Raw genomic sequence first — 20,529 nt, forward strand, 5'->3', positions numbered from 1 at the left:
GCCGCGTCGGAGGCAGTGCATCCGCCCCGGCACCACAGAGACTCCGGCAGCCTCGGTGCTGGACGGCGCAGGTCATGAGCGGGTCGCTCCGGCGGTGCGGGCGACGTCCGAGCTGATCACGCAGGCGCGCACCGAGTGGTTCCTGACGCAGGCGCGGACCTGTGCGCGGGGCGTGGAGGTCCTGCCGCTCGTCCCGGTCGAACGCCGCCCGCCCGCACCCTGACCGTCCACCGTTACCGGCCCGCCCGGCCGTCCCTGTCATCGGCCCGTGGCACGATATGTCTCACTCGGGCAGGTGTCGGGCAAGACGGCAGCGGGGCTGCGCGGACAGAGGAACTTACATGACAGAGGCCGGGGAGACGGATACCGGGGCTCCGACGGGGAAGGCCGCCCGGGAGTTGCTCGCGCGCGCCGAGCAGCTGCTGGGCGCCGCGCGTGCGGTGCTGTCCGATCACACCCGCGCCGTCGAGGCCATACACGCCGAACTCACCCCGATCCTCGACTCCCTGATCCGCCGCGAGCTGGCCGCCATCCCGATCTCCCGGCTCAAGGACGTCACCGAGGGCCGGTTGCGCATCGGCGCGGTCGAGCAGGCCGGTTACGCCACCGTCGGCCAGGTCCACGAGGCCAATCGGTACGAGCTCCGTCAGATTCCCGGCGTCGGTGCGCAGACCGCCGACCAGGTGCTGGCCGCCGCCGGGCAGATCGCCCACGCGGTCCGGGACACGGTCGCCGTCCGGATCGACGTGGAGGCGCCGGACGAGTCCACCACCGCCCTGATCACGGCCCTGCACCGGCTGGTCGAGGCCGGACCGGACGTCCGGCGGGCGGTGGATGCGGCCCGACGGCTCGTCGGCCGGCTGGAGCCGCTGCTGACGGAGGCCGGGCCGGCCCGTGGGCGGCTGCGCATGCTGTTCTCCGGCCGGCAGGCCCGCGCGACGGCGCTCGCCGCCGTCGCGTCCGTACGGACCGTCGTCACGGACGCGGCGGAGCGAGGACTTCCGCTGCTGTTCGGGCAGGTGTCGGTCGATCTGCTGCGGGCCCCGGAGTCGGACGTCGCGGCCTGGGTCGACTTCGAGCTGCGGTCCGCCGAGTACTACAGCCTGCTCGCCGAGGTGTCGGGCAACGGCCCCGACCGGCACGCCGCCGAGGGGTTCCTCCCCTCCGGGATCGCGGACCGGGTGCGCGGGGTGCGGCTCGACGACGCGCACCTGCGGGTCTCGCTGCGCGGATACCAGTCGTTCGGCGCCCGTTTCGCGCTCGCGCAGAAGCGGGTGATTCTCGGCGACGAGATGGGGCTCGGCAAGACCGTGCAGGCCATTGCCGCGCTCGCGCACCTCTCGGCGCGGGGCGAGACGCACTTCCTGGTGGTGTGCCCGGCGAGCGTACTGATCAACTGGGCGCGCGAGGTCCGGGCCCGCTCCACGCTGCGGGTCCTGCCGGTGCACGGCCCCGAGCGGCAGGAGGCGTTCGCCGAGTGGCACGAGCGCGGCGGGGTCGCCCTCACCACGTTCGACGCTCTGCACACCCTGCCGGCCGCCCGGGACGGAGGGAGGCGGCCCGGCATGCTGGTCGTCGACGAGGCCCACTACGTCAAGAACCCGGCCACCCGCCGCTCGCGCGCGGTGTCCGGCTGGGCAGGACACACCGACCGGGTGCTCTTCCTGACCGGTACGCCGATGGAGAACCGCGTCGAGGAGTTCCGCAGCCTGGTCCGCCATCTCCAGCCCGAACTGGCCCCGTCCATCAGCACCACCCATGGTGTCGCGGGTTCGCACGCCTTCCGCAGAGCCGTCGCCCCCGCCTATCTGCGCCGCAACCAGGAGGACGTGCTGACCGAACTCCCGGCACTGGTGCAGGTCGACGAGTGGGAGGAGTTCAGCGAGGCCGATCTTGCCGTCTACCGCGAGGCGGTCGCCGCCGGGCAGTTCATGCGGATGCGCCGTGCGGCGTACGCCCGCCCCGAGACCTCGGCGAAGCTGAACCGGCTGCGCGAGCTGGTCACGGAGGCCGCCGGCAACGGGCTCAAGGTCGTCGTGTTCTCGTACTTCCGCGAGGTGCTCGCCACGGTCCGGGAAGCCCTGGGCGAAGGCATGTTCGGACCGGTCTCCGGCAACGTTCCGGCCGCCCGGCGACAGGGGCTGATCGACGAGTTCAGTGCCATGGACGGCCATGCGGTCCTCCTGAGCCAGATCCAGGCAGGGGGCGTCGGACTGAACATGCAGGCCGCGTCGGTGGTCATCCTCTGCGAGCCGCAGATCAAGCCGACGATGGAGCACCAGGCTGTGGCCCGCGCCCACCGGATGGGGCAGATACGCACGGTCCAGGTGCACCGGCTGCTCGCGACGGACAGTGTCGACCAGCGGATGCTGGACATCCTGGCCCGCAAGGAGCGGCTGTTCGACGCGTACGCACGGCGCAGCGATGTCGCCGAGACGACACCGGACGCCGTGGACGTGTCGGAGAGAAGCCTGGCCCGGCGCATCGTCGAGGAGGAACAGCTGCGCCTCGCGACGGGCACGACCGGAGGCTGATCCTCAGGACTTCTCAGCCTTCGGCGGGTCGGTCTTCATGTCGTGCATGTCATGCATGTCATGCATGTCGTGCGGGTCGTAGCCCGGGACCGTGCCGTCCGCCTTGGCGACCAGCAGCAGTCCGGCCATGCCCATGTCGGAGTGGCTCTGCACATGGCAGTGGTACATCCAGGCACCCGCGCCCACATGTTCGCCCGCGATGACCTGGAAGCCGAAGGAGTCCGCCGGGCCGACGATCTTCGTGTCGATGACCCGGCTGGGGTCGTCGGAGCCGGTGAGCAGCCCCGTGCGGTTGTCCGCCCAGCGATGACCGTGGATGTGGAAGGTGTGGTAGTACTCGCCGTGCGTGATCATGACCACTTCGAGCCGGTCACCCACGGTGGCCTCGAAGTTGGGGCTCTCGGTCGCCGGCTTGTTGTTGATCGTCATGTCGTTGAAGACGATGGTGATCGTCTTGTCCGGCAGGATGTCGCCCTTGCGCCGGACGATCACCGGACCGTACAGCCCCTTGCGGATGCCGCCCGAGCCGTGGTCCGTCCCGACGACATGGTCGTGATAGTGCCAGTAGCCCGCACTGCCCGGCTGCCAGGTGCCGTCCTTCCTGCGGCCCGGCGCATGGGTACGCCAGGTGTACGTGCGCGTGCCGCCCGGTTCGACGATGCTCTTGTTCATCCGGGTGCCGTCGCTCGCGATGTCGTAGTCGACGCCGTGCGCGTGGAGGCTGGCGGCCACATCCATGGTGTTCTCGAACTCGATGTGCAGGGTGTCGCCCTCGTTGATCTCGATGAGCGGCCCCGGGACCGTGGCCTTGCCCTTTTCGAACCCGTAGCCCATCCGACCGTCCGCCAGCTTCTCCGCGTACAGCTTGAGATGGCGGACCACGCCGCCCGCCGGAGCGGTTTTCGGCGGGGGCTCCGCCGAGCTGGCCTCGATCGTTCCGAGAGACAACGATGTCACTCCGGTCGCCGCGGCGACCCCGCCGCTCACCAAGAACCGGCGATTGAAGCTCCTTCGATCCATGTCGAACTCCCCACTTTCATAAGGGTATTTGCGGAGGTTTCCATAGACCGGCGGGGCGCATGTGATCCCCTGAGACGGGCCATACGGCAGCCGGGGGATCTTCGTTTATCCATATTAAAGACAAATTTCGTGCCATTGCCGCCATAGCTATCGGTGAGTCGCGAAAAGAGGTCTAGCCTCATCGGCTGTTGCAGTGACTCCTTGCTGTTGCAGTGACCAAGAGGGGTTGTGAGCTGCCGTCGGTTTACTGAGCTGAAGTGAGTCGTAGTGAGCGGAAGTGAGTCCTGGCGGCGGATTCGCGGGGTGGGAACGGGGGTTCTGGGGCCGAATGGGTGACCTTGGTGGCTGTTGCTCGTTGGGCTGGGTGGCAGGGGTGCGGCCCTGAGGGGGTGATGTGGTGGGTGGTGTGCGGGAGCCGGCGGCCTCGTTCGTGGTGCCCGGGCCTGCCGGGGTGGCGGTCCGGGACCGCCTCAAACACCTCACCGCCCAGGACGAGAGGGTGCTGCGTGCGATCGGTGCGCATCAGGGTGCGCTGGCTTCCCGTGATCTCAAGGCCCGCTGTGCAGACGGTCTGGATCACAGCGCGGACACCTGGGCAGCGCGTAAGCGGGAGCTGACCGGGGTGTCGTCGTCGCGGATCGCGGGTGCGATCACTAAGGCCACGCACGATCAGTGGGCGCTCGCGCGCCGTTGCCAGGCCGCGCACATCCGGAAGCTGGAGGCCGGGATCAAGACGTTGCGGCACCGGCTGTCCCTCCCGCTCGGAGAGAAGGGCACCAGGCGCGCTGCGGGTGGCTACCGGTCGAAGAACGAGTGGTTCCGCAAGTCCCGCCGGCTCGCGATGCTGGAGGCGCGGCACACGGCGGCTGTCGCCGACTGGCAGGCCGGACGGGTGCGGGTGGTACGCGGCGGCAAGCGTCTCCTGAACACCCGCCACCACCTCGCCCAGGCCCGTCTCACCGAGGACGAGTGGCAGCAACGGTGGGAGGCGGAGCGCTGGTTTCTCGCTGCCGACGGTGAGTCGGGGAAGCGGTTCGGGAACGAGACGATCCGCGTCACCCCGGACGGCGAAGTGTCCGTCAAGCTGTCTGCCCCGCTCGCGCACCTGGCCAACGCCCAGCACGGCCGGTACACCCTCACCGGTCGTATCGCGTTCGCGCACCGGGGTGCGGAGTGGGGCGACCGCATCGAAGCCAACCGGGCCGTCGCCTACCGCATCCACCTCGACACGGGCCGTGGCCGCTGGTACCTCACCGCATCCTGGCAACGCCCCCTCGTGAAAACAGTCCCGTTGGAGACCGCCCGCGCCCGGGGCATGATCGGCGTCGACACCAACGCCGACCACTTCGCCGCCTACCGGCTCGACCGGCACGGCAACCCGGTCGGCGAGCCGCACCGCTTCCCCTACGACCTGTCCGGCACCACCGCTCACCGTGACGCACAGATCCGCCACGCCCTGACCCGGTTGATCAACTGGGCGGTGCGGGTCGGTGTCGCCGCGATCGGCATCGAAGACCTCGACTTCGCCACCGAGAAGACCCGCGAGAAGCACGGCCGCCGCAAGCGGTTCCGGCAGCTCGTCTCCGGCATGCCCACCGGCAGGCTCAAGGCCCGGCTGGTCACCATGGCCGCCGAGCACGGTCTGAGCGTTGTCGCGGTCGACCCGGCCTACACCAGCGTGTGGGGTGCCCAGCACTGGCAGAAGCCGCTGGTCACCCCCCGCCGAGAGATGTCCCGTCACGATGCCGCCGGTATCGCGATCGGGAGACGCGCCCTCGGGCACCCGGTCCGGTGGACACGCAGTCGACGGCGACAACGTTGTCTCCGCTGTCTCCGCCAGGCGGCGCCAACGTCAAGGTGCTGGTCTCCCACGCCTCGGCGACCGACGAGTCCCCGACCGTCGACGCCGGCATCGCGGCGATCGAGAAGATCGGGCTCACCGGACTGGAGGCCGGGCCGCTCACCGAAGACCCGGCCGTCTTCACCAACGGTAAGCAGCTCGGCAAGTACAACGCCGTCGTCTTCCTGACCGGCGGCGGCGATGTCCTCGACCCGGAGCAGGGGGCGTACATGGAGGCCGGCGGCGGCTTCCTCGGCATCCATGACGCGGCGCGCACCGAACCGTACTCGGACTGGTTCACCGGCCTGGTCGGCGCCCGTCCGGCAGCCGACAGCCCAACCGCCGTACAGCGAATTACGGTTGAGATCGGGGACCGGCAGCACCCGGCGACGAAGAACCTGCCGCTGGAGTGGAAGCGCCCGGACAGATGGCTGAACAGGACGAAGAACCCGTCCGGCGATGTGCACACCGTGGCCCGCGTCTGGGAGATCACGTACAAGCCGGGGGCCAGCGCCAACGGCTGGGACCACCCGGTGTCCTGGTGCCGTGACTATGACGGCGGCCGGTCCTTCTACACGGCGATGGGCGGTACGGTCGACAGCTTCGCGGAGACGGACTTCCGAGAGCATCTGCGGGGAGCACTCGCCTGGACGACCCTGATCAAGGAGCTGTAACCGCTCAGAGAGATGTCAGGGGGCCGCGGCCGCATGCTGAGGCATGTGGTCGCGGTCTTCCGGGTACCGGTGGCGCCACACCAGGAACACGGCGCAGGAGACCAGCGACCATCCGGCGAGCACCAGGTACGGGAAGACCCGCTGATGACCGTGGTAGTAGACGGCGGCGTGCTGGGCGTTGACCGAGGCGCCCGGGGGGAGCCAGCGGCCGATGAAGCCGAGGACCGACGGCAGCAGCGGCCAGGACACCGCACCGCCTGAGGACGGGTTGCCCAGCAGCACCATCAGTCCCCAGGTGGGGATCATCGCCCAGCGACCCATCAGGGCGTTGAACATGGTGAAGACCATGCCGGTGGTGAACATGGTGAGGGAGAGGATCATCCACGACTGGAGGAACGGCAGCTTGACGGAGCTGAGCAGCCAGTCCACCACGGCGGCGATCGCGAACCCGCCGAGCAGGGCGTAGACGACGGTGAACCCGATCCGGTCCAGCGGGGCCAGCGCCTTGGCGTGCACAGTCAGCTGGATGGCACCGACGAATCCGATGATCACCGCGGCGAGCGAGATGTAGAAGAGGGCGAGGCCGCGCGGGTCGCCCCGCTGCAGGGGTTTCACGTCCTTGACCTTCACCGGCACATGGACCGCTTCCCCCACCTTCAGCGTGGACTCGGCGAGCAGTTGGGCGACCGGGGCTCCGGACGCGCTCGCGACGTCCAGACCGACCCCGCCGTTCTCGGACCGCAGGATGCCGAAGACCTTCTGCCCCTCCAGTGCGGTGCGGGCTTCGGCTTCGGTGGCGTACTCACGGAGCACCAGCGAGGTGTCGAGCGCGCGCTCCAGCCGGTCGAGGAAGACCTTGTCACGCACGCTGCCGAGGTCGCCGACCACGGCGGCCGGGATGTTGCGCGGGGTCGGGTTGGCCATCGCGTACGTGTAGGAGCCTGCGAAGAGACCGGCGGCGGCCGCGATGATGAACAGGAGTACGACGGCGGGCAGATACGGGGACGCCTTGAACGCCGCCCACCGGTCACCGCGGGCCGGGGGCCGGGCATGTTCCCCGTGCGGTGTGACGGGCTCCAGGTCGGGCGCGCTCATGCATCCCCGTCCTCGTCGTGCCGGGCGCGGCTCGGCTGGACCCGTTTGGGTTCGCCGGGCATCTTCGGGTACTCCGGCGGGTACGGCATGTCGCCGAGCCCGCGTTCCTGCTCGTCACGGTCCGCCAGTTCCAGCAGACCGTCGAGCCGGAAGGCGTGGTCGTCCATGTCCGCGTGCACATCGCCCACCTCCGCGTACCGCTTCGGCATCGTCCTGATGTCGAAGTCGCGCGGCTCGGCGTCGTCGATCTCGTCCCAGCGCAGAGGTGCGGAGACCGGGGCGTGCGGGTGGGGCCGTACGGAGTAGGCGGAGGCGATCGTCCGGTCGCGGGCGGTCTGGTTGAAGTCGACGAAGATGCGTTCGCCGCGCTCCTCCTTCCACCAGGCGGTGGTCACCCGGTCCGGCATCCGGCGTTCCAGTTCGCGTCCGGCCGCGATGGCGGCGCGGCGGACCTCGGTGAACGTCCAGCGGGGTTCGACCGGTACGAAGACATGGATGCCGCGGCCGCCGGAGGTCTTGGGCCAGCCGCGCAGCCCGTGGTCGTCGAGGACGGCCCGCAGCTCATGGGCGGCGGTGACCGCGTCGGCGTAGTCCGTGCCGGGCTGCGGGTCGAGGTCGATGCGCAGCTCGTCGGGGTGATCGGTGTCGGCGCTCCGTACCGGCCAGGGGTGGAAGGTGAGCGTGCCGAGGTTGGCCGCCCACAGGACGGCGGCGAGTTCGGTGGGGCAGATCTCGTCGGCCGGCCGGCCGCTGGGGAAGGTGATCCGGGCGGTGGGGATCCAGTCGGGGAGGTTCTTCGGGGCGCGTTTCTGGTAGAAGAAGTCACCGTCGACGCCGTCCACGAAGCGCTGGAGGGTGGTCGGTCTGTCTCGCAGGGCGCGGGTGATCCCTGCACCCACGGCGAGGAAGTACTCGGCGACGTCCCTCTTCGTGTAGCCCTTCTCCGGGAAGTACACCTTGTCCGGGCTGGAAAGCCGCACCGCCCGCCCGTCCGCATCCAGCTCCACCGCTGTTCCCGCTGCGCCCATGGGGCCACGCTAGGCCGGGCTCACATATGCCGCATATCGGGAGCCTGATCGGGCTGTCCGGGTAAGAATCGCTCCATGGATCTGCCGGTGATGCCGCCCGTGAAGCCGATGCTCGCCAAGTCCGTGTCCAAAATCCCGCCCGGGATGCAGTACGAGGCCAAATGGGACGGCTTCCGGGCGATCGTGCACTGCGACGGCGACGAGGTGGTGATCGGCAGCCGCACCGGCAAGCCGCTCACCCGCTACTTTCCTGAACTGGTCACGGCGGTTCGGGAGAATCTGCCGCCGCGCTGTGTCATCGACGGGGAGATCGTCGTCGTGTATGACGGCCGGCTGGACTTCGACCGGCTGAGCGAGCGCATCCATCCGGCCGCTTCACGGGTGCGGCTGCTGGCCGAACAGACCCCGGCCAGCCTGGTCGCCTTCGACATCCTCGCGGTGGGCGACGACTCTCTGCTGAGTACCCCGCAGGTGGACCGGCGCGCGGTGCTGGAGGCGGCGCTGTCCGGTGCCTCGGCCCCTGTCCATCTGGCCCCCGCGACCACGGACCCGGCCGTCGCCCAGGAGTGGTTCGAGCGGTACGAGGGGGCCGGGCTCGACGGCGTCGTCGCCAAGCCGCTCGATCTGCCGTACCGCTCCGACGTCCGCGTCATGTACAAGATCAAGCACGAGCGGACCGCCGACTGTGTGGTGGCGGGCTACCGCTTCCACAAGAGCGGCCCGATCGTCGGCTCCCTGCTGCTCGGCCTGTACGACTCCGGGGGCGTTCTGCAGCACGTCGGGGTGTGCGCCGCCTTCCCGATGAAGCGCCGCGAGGAGCTGGTGGCGGAGCTGGAACCGCTGCGGACCGACTCCGCCGACCATCCGTGGGCGGCCTGGGCGGACGCCACCGCGCACGAGAGCGCCCGGCTGCCCGGTGCGCAGAGCCGGTGGTCCGCGAAGAAGGACCAGTCGTGGGTGGCACTGCGTCCGGAGTGGGTGTGCGAGGTGGCCTACGACCACATGGAGGGCGACCGGTTCCGGCACACGGCCCAGTTCCGCCGGTGGCGGCCGGACCGCACCCCCGGCGGCTGCACGTATGCGCAGCTGGAAGAGGTGGTGGGGTACGACCTGGCCGAGGTGCTGTCAGCCCACTGACGTCGAGCCCGACGGTGTGGTGCAGGGGTCGGGACAACCCTCAGGGCTCACCGTCGCCGGTCCGGCGGCCGGGGTCATCAGGGTCGTCGGACGTCTGCCACTGATCGGTCACCGGGTGGTCCGGCATGGCCGCCACCATGTCCGTGAGCCGCGCACAGAGCCGCTTGATCTCCCCGTGGGTGCGGTTCCGCTCGGTGATGACCGCCGCGAGCAGCAGCGCGGTCAGCGCCGTGGCGCCGTTGAAGGCCTGCAGCGTCACCATGTTGGTGAAGAGATCCTTGTGGGCGAATGGGCCGACCCCACTGCCGGCGGCCAGAATCGCCAACGTGGAGACTCCGAGCTCGCACGACGCGGCACCGGCAAGTTCGAAGCGGAACGCGGCCCAGATCAGGAACGGGAAGACGAGGAAGAGCAGGGAGGCGCTGGTGCCTGCCGTCGCCAGGAGCGCGGCTGCAAGGGTGCCGAGCGTCAGGGCAGCTGCCTCGGCCCACCGCCGCAATGCCACACCCCGTGGCCACCGCGCCTTGCGAAGGACGAGCAGAAACGGTGCGACGACCAGCACGCCCATCGCATCGCCTGTCCACCACACCGACCAGGTGCGCCAGAAATCGCCTGCGGGCAGCGCACCCGAGATCACCAGCACACTGCTGCCCACGGTCGCGCTGATGAGCATCCCGCCCAGGGCACCCAGGAAGACCAGCGCCAGCGCGTCGCGCAGCCGGTCCAGGTCGTTGTGGAAGCCCGCACGTCTCAGCAGCAGGTAGGAACAGACCGGTGCGAGCGTGTTTCCCACCACGATGGCCAGGACGGTGAGAGGTGTCGGCCCGATGGCCGCATTGGCGAGAAAGGCGCCGAGCGCGACACCCGGCCAGATCCGCAGTCCGAAGACGAGCAGACCGGCCACGGCGATACCCGTGGGCGGCCAGAGCGGCGTGACCTGCCCGCGCACCAATTGTTCGAGAAGGCCCAGCCGGGCAGCCCCGTAGTAGACGGCGGCGACAGCGAGGACCAGCAGAGTCGCGGCGCCTCTGCGCCGGAGCTCCTGATTGGTCACCACGCCAGTCATCAGACACCACCCGGAAGGGCCCTGCCGGCCAGGACGCGCCGGAAGACATCTCCATCGTCGCAACGCGGAACATGCGGGACGACCGCACGCGGCTACTCCGCGGAAGGAATGCCGGCATAGCGGACGACGAGGACTGCGGCATCGTCGCGGTGCCCCGTCAGATCGGCCACCTTGATCACGTCACCGGCCAACCGGTCGGGATCTCCGTCGTAACCACTGCTCACCAGCTGGACCACTTCGTCGAGCCCTTTCTCGAGCGGGCAGGACGGCCCTTCCACGACCCCGTCGGTGACCAGGACCAACGATCCCTGCTCCGTCAGCCGTCGTCGCGTCACCGGATAGGTCTCGCCGGGGAGAATCCCGAGGGGCGGGCCCCCGCTGTCGAGAACGATGCCGGACCAGCCGGTGGCGGTGGCCCAGACCATCGGGATGTGGCCTGCGCGGGAGATGGCGAGCGCGCCGCTGACCGGGTCGAAGGTGAGGAAGCAACACGTCGCGAAGGGGCCGCAGCTCATCGAGATGAGCAGGTCGTTGGTGCGACTCAATATCTCGCCCGGATCGGTCGTGGCGCCGGCGAGGGCCCGCAGGCTGGTGCGGGCCTGCCCCATGAAGGCGATGGCCTCCACGTCGTGCCCCTGCACGTCACCGATCGTGACCCCGACCAAACCGTTCGTCATCGGAAAGGCGTCGTACCAGTCGCCCCCGACATCGAGACCGTCGCGCGAGGGGGTGTAACGGGCCGCGATGGCTATATGGGGCATGGCAGGCAGTTGAGGCGGAAGCAGATGACGCTGCAGCGCCTCGGCCAGTTCCACGCGGGCCCGCTGGATCCTGATCCGCTCCAGTGCCTGATCGACGAGATGCCCGAGGGTGAGCAGAGCTTCCTGGGCGCTGTCGACGTGGGTGGTGCGGTGGTGGCGCATGGCCCCTCCGGGGGCGTTCTTGCATGATCCGTAATCCACCTTAGTTCTCTTCGTAACGGAGGGCCGGACCACATGTCCCCGAGACCGGTTCGCCCCGTCTGCTCGGACGACACCCGCGGCACCGCGGCCCGGACGGGGGAACTGCTCGACGTACAACCGCAGACGGTCCGCTACCGGATGCGTAGTCTGGAGACCGTCTTCGGCGAACAACTCGTCGACCTCGAGTCACGGTTCTCGACCGAGGCCGTGCTGCGTGCGATGCAGTTGCGCGCACGTAGCAGCGACGCGCCGCACTGAGCCACGCGGTGCGGATTGCGACCCGAGCACGTACCTCACGAGGAGTCAACTTACTTACGAGTAAGGGGAAATAGCCGGTCACTCCCGAACGGTTGCCAGACGGAGACGTTCTCAACGAGAAAACCGGAACTGCGTCCCGTTACATAAGGAGAGGTCGACCGCTCATCCGGCGGCCGCCCCGCACCACCTCCTGGTCAACCATCCGAGAGGGAAACCCCCCATGACCGCCTCGCACCTCCTAGTCCCCGTACCGATCCCGGACCGGGTCGCCGCACTGATCGGGTCCTGCATCCCGCCGCACATCGTGCAGGCGGAGTTCGACGCCGAGTGCGCCGCCCGCGAGGTCCGCAGGTTCCGCGGCCCCCGGCTCGGCATCGAGGACCAGGCCGACCGCGAGCAGGCCCTGTCCGAGCTGGCCCGGGCCAACAAGGTGCTCGCCGCCCACCACCCCGGGCTGCCGGTGCGTCCCGGCAGCTCCTGGTGACTGCCACGCCACCGACATCGGCAGCACGTGATCCACGGGACCACGGAGAACATCTGCACCCGCATCGGCCGGCCTGACCGGCCGCCGGTCGGACCGCGGTGACCAGGGTGAAGCGGACCGGGAGAGAATGTCGGGCAGCAATGCCACCGATCCGCTGTTCGCACACACCCCCTGGGAAACGCCATGCCCGCCGGTCCGCGCCCGTCCGCCCTCTTCGTCACCGATCTTGCCTACGAGGCGCGCGGCCGGCGCTACTGCGACGAGGACATCTTTCTGACCTCGCGGCTCCGCGACGAGTTCGACGTAGCACTCTGCCATCCGCGGGATGCGGCCGCACTCCTGGACGGCTTCGACGTCGTCGTCGTACGCAACAGCGGTCCGGTGCTGCACTACCAGGAGGCGTACGACGCGTTCTGCGCCCGCGCACGCGAGCGGAACGTGCCGGTGTACAACCCGCTCACCGGACTCGGTGACATGGCCGGCAAGCAGTATTTGGTCGACCTGAGCGCCGCGAAGTATCCGGTGATCGCGACCGTGGACCGGGCAGCCGATCTGGGGCTGCTGCCCGAGGCCGCGGAGTATGTGATCAAGCCGAAGCTGGGTGCGGACTCGGTCGGGCTGCGGTTCGTCGCACCGGAGCTGCTCACCGCCGAGGTGGCCGCCGAACCGGTCGGCACCGTGCTCGTCCAGCCGAAGATCGACTTCAGCTACGAGGTGTCCTTCTACTTCATCGACCGGGACTTCCAGTACGCGTTGTACGCACCGCACACCGACAGGCGCTGGGTGCTGGAGCCGTACGGGCCGACGGAGGCGGATCTGGAGTTCGCCCGGCGGTTCGTGGACTGGAACGCTCTCGCCCACGGCATCCAGCGGATCGACGCCTGCCGGACGGCCGACGGCGAGCTGCTGCTCGTCGAGCTGGAGGACCTCAATCCGTACCTCTCGCTCGACCGGGTGACGGAGCCGGTGCGGGAGGCGTTCGTCGCCCGGATGAAGACGTCGGTACACGAGCTGATCCGCTGACTCGTCCGGCCGTCCCCCACATGCGGCAGGCAGGGGCCGATGTGAGGGTGCAAGCGTGACCACTGCCAGCGAGACCGCCCCCGCCGCGCAGAGTGCCGCCGCGCCGCCCGTGCTCGACCCGCGTCGCCGGAACATCGTCTTCATCACGATCGTGCTGGGGATTCTGCTGGCCGCCCTGGACCAGACGATCGTGGGCACGGCGCTGCCCACGATCGTCTCGGATCTGGGCGGCGCCGCCCATATGTCCTGGGTGGTCACCGCGTATCTGCTCGCCGAGACGGTGGCGACGGTCCTGGTCGGAAAGTTCGGTGACCTCTTCGGCCGGAAGATCGTCTTCCAGGTCTCGGCGATCATCTTCATCACCGGCTCGTTCCTGTGCGGTCTCGCGACCAATATGTCGATGCTGATCATCTGGCGAGGGCTGCAGGGCGTCGGCGCGGGCGGGCTGATGGTCACCTCGATGGCGCTGATCGCCGACGTGATCCCACTGCGTGAACGCGGCAAGTACCAGGGTGCGATCGGTGCGGTCTTCGGGGTGGCCACGGTGGTGGGGCCGCTGCTCGGTGGGCTGTTCACCGACCATCTCTCGTGGCGCTGGGCGTTCTACGTCAATGTGCCGATCGCGATCGTGGTGGTGATAGCCGCCGCCCGGACGATCCCGGCGGTCAAGGCGGCCGGGCGGCCGGTCATCGACTATCTGGGCATCACCTTGGTGATGATCGGTGCGAGCGCCCTGATCCTGGCGACGAGCTGGGGCGGCAATCAGTTCGCCTGGGGGTCGCCCGTCATCATCGGTCTCTTCGCGGGCGGTGTCGTCGCGCTGGCGCTCTTCTGCCTCGTGGAGTTCCGGGCGAAGGAACCGATGCTGCCGATGCGGCTGTTCCGGAACCCGGTCTTCACCGTCTGCTCGGTCCTCAGCTTCATCGTGGGCTTCGCGATGCTCGGCGCGATGATCTTCCTGCCCACGTATCTGCAGTTCGTGGACGGGAACTCGGCGACCCTGTCGGGCGTGCGGACTCTGCCGCTCGTCATCGGTCTGCTCGCGGCCTCCATCTTCAGCGGCAATGTGGTCAGCAAGACCGGCAGGTACCGGATCTTCCCCATCATCGGTTCGCTGATCATGGCGGCCGGGCTGTACCTGTTGTCCCGGATGGGTCCGGGAAGCGGGGTCTGGCTGGAGTCGCTGTACATGCTGGTGCTCGGTGTCGGCATCGGGCTGGCCATGCAGGTGCTGACGATCGCCGTGCAGAACACGGTCGACTACGCGGACCTCGGCACGGCGACGTCCGGTGTGACGTTCTTCCGTACGCTCGGCAGCTCCTTCGGCACCGCGGTCTTCGGCACGATCTACGCCAACGCGCTGGGGCCGAACCTGACTCAGGGGGTCGCGGCTGCGGCGCGGGCGGGCGGCGACCCCGCAGTCGTGGCAAAGGCGGCGCAGAGCCCGAAGGGGCTGCACAACCTGCCGCCCGGGCAGTCCGCACCGCTGGTCCAGGCATATGCGGACACGCTCCACACCGTGTTCCTCTGGACGGTGCCGGTCGCACTGCTCGGGTTCGTCGTGGCCCTCTTCCTGAAAGAGGTGAAACTTCGGGACACCGCACGGGTCGCCTCGACCGACATGGGCGAAGGATTCGCCTCCCCGAACGACGGGGACTCGGCGAAGCTGCTGGAGTACTCGGTGGCGAAGATCCTGCGGGGCATGGGCCCGGACACGGCCCGGCGGATCGTCGCAGCCTCGGACACCCGGCTCGACATGGCCGGCGCCTGGGCAGTGATGCAGGTGGAGCTGTTCACCCGGATGGTCGGCCATGCGGGCCTCGGTCTGATCGCGACGAGGCACCGGATTCCACCCGAGGTGCTGGTGCCGGTCTTCGACCGGATGATCGAGGAGGGGTATCTCAGCGGGGACGGTCATCTCTTCACGCACACCGAGGCGGGCCGCCGGGAGGCGGCGACGATCTCCCGTGCCTGGGGCGCCTGGCTCAATGAACAAGTGGACCACGACGGTGCCCGCCCCGACGACGAGCAGCTGCGGGCCGCGGTCCATGCCATCGCCAAACGGCTGCTGGCTGAGGACCTGACGCAGGAGCTGTCCCCGGCGGACGCGGCCGGTGCGTCACGGGTGCCCGCCCGGGCCTGACACCGGCGCCGCCCGCTCGCCCCACCGCCCGCAGGGTCCCGGTGAGCACTTTCGGCGTGATGCCGCTCAGCGGACCGCGGAGTGATCAGTCGGCGAAGACCGCCGTCGAGTAGACCCAGGCGCCATCGTGCCGGACGAATCGACTCTGTTCGTGGAGCGAGTCCGGCCGGCCGTTGTCCGTGTAGTGGGCGCGGAAGGTGACCGTCCCCGTGGTGTGGAAAGCGCTGCCGTCAGTCGTCGCCAGGATCTCCAGGCGCACCCAGCGCATTGCGGGATCGAAGTCGATGACCGGCGGCCGGGTGTCCGGGTGCCAGGTGCGGAGCAGGTACGCCGCGTCCTGGACGACGAACGCGGCGTACCGCGAACGCATCAACGCCTCACAGGTCGGCGCGGCGGCCCCGGCGTGCAGTCGACCGCAGCAGTCGGCGTACGTGGCGGAAAGGCCGCAGGGGCACGGCGAGGCCGGAGTGATCGCGGTGGCCGGGGCGATCCGGGTACGCGCGGCGGAAGTCTGCCGGGGGCGTGAGCTGCGTCGGGACATGGCCCCATTGTGACCTGCGACGGGACCGGGCAGGTGCGCCAGGGCGGACGCTGCCGTACCGGACCGGTGCGTCATGTCCCTGCGAATCGGCGGCGGTAGTCGGTGGGGGTGAGCCCGGTACGGCGGCGCAGCTGGGCCCGCAGGTTCGTCGCCGTACCGAGTCCGCTGACGCGGGCGACCACGTCGATCCGTTCCTCGCCGCGCTCCATCAGCCGGCAGGCGAAGGTGATCCGCCGCTCGGTCAGCCAGGCGAGCGGGGTGGTGGCGAGCTGGGAACGGAAGCGGCGGTGCAGGGTGGCAGGGCTGACAGCGGCGTGCGCGGCAAGGCCGGACACCGTGAGCTCCGTGCCGAGGCGCTCCTCGGCCCAGGCGAGCAGCGGGCCCAGCGAGGTGTCGGGCACGTCGGGCAGCGGATGCTCCACGAACTGCCGCTGGCCACCGTCGCGGTGGACCGCGAAGACCAGCCGGCGGCTGACGGCGGCGGCGATCTCCGCGCCGTGGTCGCCGCGGACGATGTGGAGGCCCGTGTCGAGGGCGGCGGCGCTGCCCGCCGCGGTGATGATCTGCCCGTCGTCGACGAACAGCACATCGGGGTCGAGGCGGACCTGCGGGAAGCGGGCGGCGAAGGCATCGGCCCAGCGCCAGTGGGTGGTGGCGCGGCGGCCGTCCAGCACACCGGCCGCGGCCAGCGTGAACGTACCCGTGCAGAAGCTGACCAGACGGGCGCCACGGCCGGCGGCGCGACGGATCGCGTCGAGGACGGCCGGGTCGGGGTCGGTGTCCGGGTCGGGGCGGTTCGGCACGATGACCGTGTCGGCCCGGTCGACGGCGTCGAGTCCGGCGACTCCGGTGAGCTGGAAGAAGCCGTGGTGCATGCGCACGGTCGGGGTCTCGGCGCAGAGCTCGAATTCGTACCAGGGCACCGGCAGCTCGGGGCGGCGCAGCCCGAAGAGTTCGGTGGCCACGCCCAGCTCGAACGGGTTGGAGCCGGTGGAGACGATCATCACGACCCGGTGCGAGGATTCTTGCGCCATGTGCGATTCGTAGCACTCACCCGAAGCGGAGTCCACCGCCGAAGATGGGACACATGAGCGATCACACGGCGACGGCCGGCCCGGACCCGATCCTGCTGAGCGATGCCCTCAAGACATTCGAGGCGCTGTGGAGCCCCCGCATCGTGACCCGCGTCAACGACTACGACGTGCGGGTCGCCAAGGTCCGGGGCGAGCATGTCTGGCACGTCCATGAGGAGACCGACGAGTTCTTCCTCGTCCTCGACGGCGCCCTGGACATCGCACTGCGCGAGGCCGGCGGGGAGCGGACGGTCACCCTCGACCGGGGCGCGGTGTTCGTCGTCCCGCGCACCACGTGGCACCGGCCGTACTCGGCGGCCGGTGCGTCACTCCTGCTGTTCGAGCCGTCCGGAACGTCATCGGTGGGCGACCGGCACGACGAGGTGCCCGACCATGTCGAGGCGACATCCGGACACGTGCTGGAGACCTGAACACGGCGGGGACAGCAGGGTTGCGGGCTGCTGTCGGTCCACTGAGCCGAAGTGAGCTGTGCGGCTCGGAGTCAGGGCTTGCGGGCCACACCCGCGTATCCCGGGATCGGCTCGTCGCCCGGCACGTCGATGACCTCACCGAGCTCCGGGTGCCAGTCCGCGGAGAGGGTGACGCCCGGCTCGACGAGCTCCAGCCCGTCGAAGAACGCACTGAGTTCGGCATGCGAGCGCGGACGCAGCGTCATCCCGCGGGCCTTGTACATGGCGGAGGCCTGGGCCGCACCCTCGGGGTTGAAGTCCCCGGTGGTGTGCGAGAGCACCAGATAGCTGCCCGAGGGGAGCTGCGCCACGAGCCGGTCGACGAGCTCGGCCGCACCGTCCTCGTCGTCGAGGAAGTGCAGCAGCGCCAGCAGGGACAACGCGATGGGGCGGCTGAAGTCGAGGACCTTGCCCGCCTTCTCGAGGATGGCCTCCGGCCGGCGGGCGTCGACCTGGATGTACTCGGTGGCGCCCTCGGGGGTGGAGCGCAGCAGGGCCGCCGCGTGCGCAAGGACGATCGGGTCGTTGTCGCAGTAGACGATGCGCGCATCCGGGGCGGTCTGCTGTGCGATCTGGTGAAGGTTGGGCTCGGTCGGGATGCCGGTGCCTATGTCGAGGAACTGACGTACGCCCCGCTCGGCGAGCCAGCGGGTGGCGCGGTGCATGAACGCGCGGTTGACCCGGGCCATGTCACGGCCCCGTGAGTCGAGGGCCAGGAGCTGCTGGGCCATCTGTTCGTCGACCGGGTAGTTGTCCTTGCCGCCGAGGAACCAGTCGTACATCCGGGCGGGATGCGGCTTGCTGGTGTCGATCTCGATGGGCTGCGGGTCGTGCCCGGTCATAGCGCGCTCCTTGGGTCCGTGGATCGGCGAACAAAGAATGACGTGTGGCGCGGAACAGGCGCCGGCTCTTCAGGGTTCGGTACGTCCGCGTCAGGTTCCGGTCAGGAGGAAGTCCGCCTGACCCGCCTTGGCGCCCTGGATGAATGCGGCGATCTCACGGGGGGTGTAGATAAGGGCGGGGCCCTCGGGATCCGCGGACTGGCGTACAGCGACTCTGCCGTCGGCCAGCCTCATGGCCTCGACGCAGTTGCCCCCGTTGCCGCCGCTCCACGGCTTGTACCAGCCTTCGGAGCCGAGTTCGGCGGCCGGCATGCCGTTGTATATGGGGTCGATCATCACAGCTCCTTGCGGAAGTCCCGGAGGATTTCCTTCGTGCGTTGTGCAGTTGCGGCCTGAGCCGCCATGCGGTCCATGACTTCGAGGTAGGAGGCCACCTCGGGGCGCGCGTCGAAGTAGACGGCGCCGGTCAGGTACTCGCTGTACACCATGTCGGGCAGTTCGGGGACGGCGAAACGGAAGAGGACGAACGGGCCATAGGTGCCGGGGTGGTGACCGGTCGCGAACTCCGCGATCTGCAGCGTCACATTGGGCATTTCGGTCGCCTGGAGCAGCCGGTCGGTCTGCTCGCGCATGGCATCGGCGCTGCCGACGGGACGGCGCAGGACCGTCTCGTCCATCACCACCCACAGCTTCGGGGCGTCCGGGCGTGTCAGCAGTGCCTGACGCACCATCCGCAGCGCCACATGGCGCTCGATGTCCTCGGGCCGGGTCTGGCCGACGGCACCGGTACGCATCACCGAACGTGCGTAGTCCTCGGTCTGCAGGAGTCCGGGGACGAAGTGCGGTTCGTACATGCGCAGGAGGCTTGCGGCGCCCTCCAGGCTGACGTACATGCTGAACCAGTCGGGCAGGACGTCGTGGAACCGCTGCCACCAGCCGGGCTTGTTGGCCTCCTCGGCGAGCTCGACGAAGGAGTCGGCCTCGCCGTCGGCGATCCCGTAGGCCTTCAGGAGCAGTTGCACATAGGGGATCTTGAGAGCGACCTCTGCGGTCTCCATCCTGCGAATCGTCGCAGGAGCGACCCGCAGCACCTTGGCAGCCTGGTCACGGCTCAGGCCGACACGCTCCCGCAGGTCCTGCAGGCGCTTGCCGAGAACGACCTGACCCACGGTCGGGGCGGACCGCGGTTCGCTCACTTCAGACCTCCCGATGCGCTGTTTGCGAGCAGTGTGCCATGCGTATGCCTTCAAAGACACAGTCACTCTGGAATTTTCAGAGTGCCCCTTGCCAAGTGTTCGCGACAGGGGGAGAGTTGGTGAGTGAACCAGTTCACTTAGTCATGCCCGCTCCCTCCCCCCGGGATGCGGAGCGTGGTGCAGCCCCCCACTGTGAGGAATCGGTCGTGGCACCTGGCAGTGCGCTCATCCCCCGGCACGTCGACCTCAGCCCCGGGACGGAAGCGCTCCGGTACTGCTTCGCGTTGCCCGCCCACCCGGAATCGGTGGCCGGTGCGCGGCGGCTGACGCGGGCCCGGCTGGACGAGTGGCGGCTGGACGCGGATGCACACGAAGCGGCGGTCCTGATCGTCTCGGAACTGGTCACCAATGCGGTGGTGCACACCGCGAGCGCTCGCGTCGTGTGCGAGCTGCACCGCCTCGAGAGACGGCTGCGCATAGCCGTACAGGATCAAGGACACCAGCCCGGTGGCCCGAAGCTGCGTCGCACCGCCGACGACGAACACGGACGCGGCCTGCTGCTCGTCGACGCGATGAGCAGCGCCTGGGGGTCCCGCGACGCGGGGGACGGCTCGGGCCGCATCGTCTGGGCAGAACTGCCGCACGGCACGGAGCAGTCATGTTGAGGAACGCAATGTCCCAGTTGCTCGGAACGCGCCGCTCCCGTGAGCCCCAGTCGCCCCGCGCCGGCGACGGCGGGGTACAGCTGCCGGTGCCCCCCGCGCTGTCGGCGAGTCTGGGCTGCGACGCGGTGGGGGTCCCGGCCGCATACGGCTTCCGGCTGCTGTCCCATCTGCCACGCACCGGCTGTGTCTTCGCGGACGCCGACCGCTGGTGGTGGATCGTCCCGGCGGGTTCGGACCTCGAACTGGACTGGCCGGCGCAGGTCGCGTACGCCAGGGGTGCGTACGTCCCCGCGACGCGGCCGCGGCTGATCCACGCACCCGACAGCCGTACGCCCTACACCCCGCCCATTCCGCTGTTCCTGATGGTGTGCCAGGTCACCGGCGTGACACCGTCCTGGGCAGTGACCGATAGCCCCCGCGCGGTGTCCGCCGGCTGACCCCAAACCCCTTCACTACGCCCCTGACCTGGTATTTTTCC

The 20,529-nt window shown here is 69.4% G+C and carries 21 protein-coding genes and 1 pseudogene; 12 read left to right on the forward strand and 10 right to left on the reverse strand.

Going from position 1 to position 20,529, the window contains the following annotated elements:
* Positions 1–55: 55 nt before the first annotated feature.
* Positions 56–223: a hypothetical protein gene (locus OHA03_RS00810; protein ID WP_266999717.1), complete on the forward strand. Its 168-nt coding sequence runs from the start codon at positions 56–58 to the stop codon at positions 221–223.
* Positions 224–341: 118 nt separating this feature from the next.
* Positions 342–2,534: a DEAD/DEAH box helicase gene (locus OHA03_RS00815; protein WP_266999719.1), complete on the forward strand. Its 2,193-nt coding sequence runs from the start codon at positions 342–344 to the stop codon at positions 2,532–2,534.
* 3 nt (positions 2,535–2,537) lie between these two features.
* On the opposite strand, the gene OHA03_RS00820 is transcribed toward OHA03_RS00815, so the two are convergent.
* Positions 2,538–3,554 carry a multicopper oxidase domain-containing protein gene (locus tag OHA03_RS00820; RefSeq protein WP_266999721.1) on the reverse strand — a complete coding sequence of 339 codons (1,017 nt, stop codon included), beginning with the start codon at positions 3,552–3,554 and terminating at the stop codon, positions 2,538–2,540.
* 397 nt (positions 3,555–3,951) lie between these two features.
* Between OHA03_RS00820 and OHA03_RS00825 the strand changes: the two genes are divergently transcribed.
* Together OHA03_RS00825 and OHA03_RS00830 are read left to right on the forward strand one after the other, a co-directional pair.
* Positions 3,952–5,583, forward strand: coding sequence for a transposase (locus tag OHA03_RS00825; protein WP_266999724.1), 1,632 nt, complete (start codon positions 3,952–3,954; stop codon positions 5,581–5,583).
* Positions 5,466–6,068, forward strand: a complete 603-nt coding sequence (locus OHA03_RS00830) for a ThuA domain-containing protein (protein WP_267007877.1) — start codon at positions 5,466–5,468, stop codon at positions 6,066–6,068. The genes OHA03_RS00825 and OHA03_RS00830 overlap by 118 nt, the downstream gene beginning before the upstream one ends.
* A 15-nt stretch (positions 6,069–6,083) precedes the next feature.
* Here the strand turns inward: OHA03_RS00830 and OHA03_RS00835 are convergent, their stop codons facing one another.
* Positions 6,084–7,163 carry an ABC transporter permease gene (locus OHA03_RS00835; RefSeq protein ID WP_266999726.1) on the reverse strand — a complete coding sequence of 360 codons (1,080 nt, stop codon included), beginning with the start codon at positions 7,161–7,163 and terminating at the stop codon, positions 6,084–6,086.
* The gene (gene ligD, locus OHA03_RS00840; protein ID WP_267007878.1) at positions 7,160–8,170 is read right to left on the reverse strand and encodes a non-homologous end-joining DNA ligase; all 1,011 of its coding nucleotides are present in this window, start codon (positions 8,168–8,170) and stop codon (positions 7,160–7,162) included. Before ligD ends, OHA03_RS00835 begins: the two co-directional genes overlap by 4 nt.
* A 96-nt stretch (positions 8,171–8,266) precedes the next feature.
* On the opposite strand from ligD, the gene OHA03_RS00845 reads away from it, so the two are divergent.
* Positions 8,267–9,328, forward strand: a complete 1,062-nt coding sequence (locus OHA03_RS00845) for an ATP-dependent DNA ligase (RefSeq protein ID WP_266999728.1) — start codon at positions 8,267–8,269, stop codon at positions 9,326–9,328.
* 40 nt (positions 9,329–9,368) lie between these two features.
* Here the strand turns inward: OHA03_RS00845 and OHA03_RS00850 are convergent, their stop codons facing one another.
* Both OHA03_RS00850 and OHA03_RS00855 read right to left on the reverse strand, forming a co-directional pair.
* Positions 9,369–10,382 carry an MASE1 domain-containing protein gene (locus OHA03_RS00850; protein ID WP_267007879.1) on the reverse strand — a complete coding sequence of 338 codons (1,014 nt, stop codon included), beginning with the start codon at positions 10,380–10,382 and terminating at the stop codon, positions 9,369–9,371.
* A gap of 104 nt (positions 10,383–10,486) precedes the next feature.
* Positions 10,487–11,317: a PP2C family protein-serine/threonine phosphatase gene (locus OHA03_RS00855; RefSeq protein ID WP_266999730.1), complete on the reverse strand. Its 831-nt coding sequence runs from the start codon at positions 11,315–11,317 to the stop codon at positions 10,487–10,489.
* Positions 11,318–11,425: 108 nt separating this feature from the next.
* Here OHA03_RS00855 and OHA03_RS00860 point away from each other — a divergent pair.
* The 4 genes and pseudogenes from OHA03_RS00860 to OHA03_RS00875 form a co-directional block, all read left to right on the forward strand.
* A pseudogene (locus tag OHA03_RS00860) lies at positions 11,426–11,614 on the forward strand (helix-turn-helix domain-containing protein); the annotation flags it as partial.
* Positions 11,615–11,834: 220 nt separating this feature from the next.
* Entirely contained in the window at positions 11,835–12,098 is a 264-nt protein-coding gene (locus OHA03_RS00865) for a hypothetical protein (RefSeq protein ID WP_030980463.1), read from the forward strand.
* Between the two features lie 183 nt (positions 12,099–12,281).
* Positions 12,282–13,121, forward strand: a complete 840-nt coding sequence (locus OHA03_RS00870) for a hypothetical protein (RefSeq protein WP_266999747.1) — start codon at positions 12,282–12,284, stop codon at positions 13,119–13,121.
* Positions 13,122–13,176: 55 nt separating this feature from the next.
* On the forward strand, positions 13,177–15,264 hold the full coding sequence (locus tag OHA03_RS00875) for an MDR family MFS transporter (protein WP_266999749.1): 2,088 nt from the start codon (positions 13,177–13,179) through the stop codon (positions 15,262–15,264).
* 85 nt (positions 15,265–15,349) lie between these two features.
* On the opposite strand, the gene OHA03_RS00880 is transcribed toward OHA03_RS00875, so the two are convergent.
* On the reverse strand, positions 15,350–15,805 hold the full coding sequence (locus OHA03_RS00880) for a YchJ family protein (RefSeq protein ID WP_266999751.1): 456 nt from the start codon (positions 15,803–15,805) through the stop codon (positions 15,350–15,352).
* A 71-nt stretch (positions 15,806–15,876) separates the two neighbouring features.
* A complete protein-coding gene (locus OHA03_RS00885; protein ID WP_266999753.1) occupies positions 15,877–16,839 on the reverse strand; it encodes a helix-turn-helix domain-containing protein in 963 nt (320 codons plus the stop codon).
* 53 nt (positions 16,840–16,892) lie between these two features.
* Here OHA03_RS00885 and OHA03_RS00890 point away from each other — a divergent pair, with 53 nt between their 5' ends.
* Complete coding sequence (locus OHA03_RS00890; RefSeq protein ID WP_266999755.1) at positions 16,893–17,309, forward strand: cupin domain-containing protein; 417 nt, start codon at positions 16,893–16,895, stop codon at positions 17,307–17,309.
* Between the two features lie 71 nt (positions 17,310–17,380).
* Here the strand turns inward: OHA03_RS00890 and OHA03_RS00895 are convergent, their stop codons facing one another.
* The 3 genes from OHA03_RS00895 to OHA03_RS00905 form a co-directional block, all read right to left on the reverse strand.
* Complete coding sequence (locus tag OHA03_RS00895) at positions 17,381–18,190, reverse strand: SAM-dependent methyltransferase (protein WP_266999757.1); 810 nt, start codon at positions 18,188–18,190, stop codon at positions 17,381–17,383.
* A 90-nt stretch (positions 18,191–18,280) separates the two neighbouring features.
* Complete coding sequence (locus tag OHA03_RS00900) at positions 18,281–18,523, reverse strand: DUF397 domain-containing protein (RefSeq protein ID WP_030980456.1); 243 nt, start codon at positions 18,521–18,523, stop codon at positions 18,281–18,283.
* 2 nt (positions 18,524–18,525) lie between these two features.
* A complete protein-coding gene (locus OHA03_RS00905; RefSeq protein WP_266999759.1) occupies positions 18,526–19,386 on the reverse strand; it encodes a helix-turn-helix transcriptional regulator in 861 nt (286 codons plus the stop codon).
* 206 nt (positions 19,387–19,592) lie between these two features.
* Between OHA03_RS00905 and OHA03_RS00910 the strand changes: the two genes are divergently transcribed.
* Together OHA03_RS00910 and OHA03_RS00915 are read left to right on the forward strand one after the other, a co-directional pair.
* The gene (locus OHA03_RS00910) at positions 19,593–20,051 is read left to right on the forward strand and encodes an ATP-binding protein (protein WP_266999761.1); all 459 of its coding nucleotides are present in this window, start codon (positions 19,593–19,595) and stop codon (positions 20,049–20,051) included.
* Positions 20,045–20,488 carry a hypothetical protein gene (locus OHA03_RS00915; protein WP_266999763.1) on the forward strand — a complete coding sequence of 148 codons (444 nt, stop codon included), beginning with the start codon at positions 20,045–20,047 and terminating at the stop codon, positions 20,486–20,488. The genes OHA03_RS00910 and OHA03_RS00915 overlap by 7 nt, the downstream gene beginning before the upstream one ends.
* The last annotated feature ends 41 nt before the right edge of the window (positions 20,489–20,529 follow it).

The organism is Streptomyces sp. NBC_00154 (assembly GCF_026342835.1).
Taxonomy (GTDB): domain Bacteria; phylum Actinomycetota; class Actinomycetes; order Streptomycetales; family Streptomycetaceae; genus Streptomyces.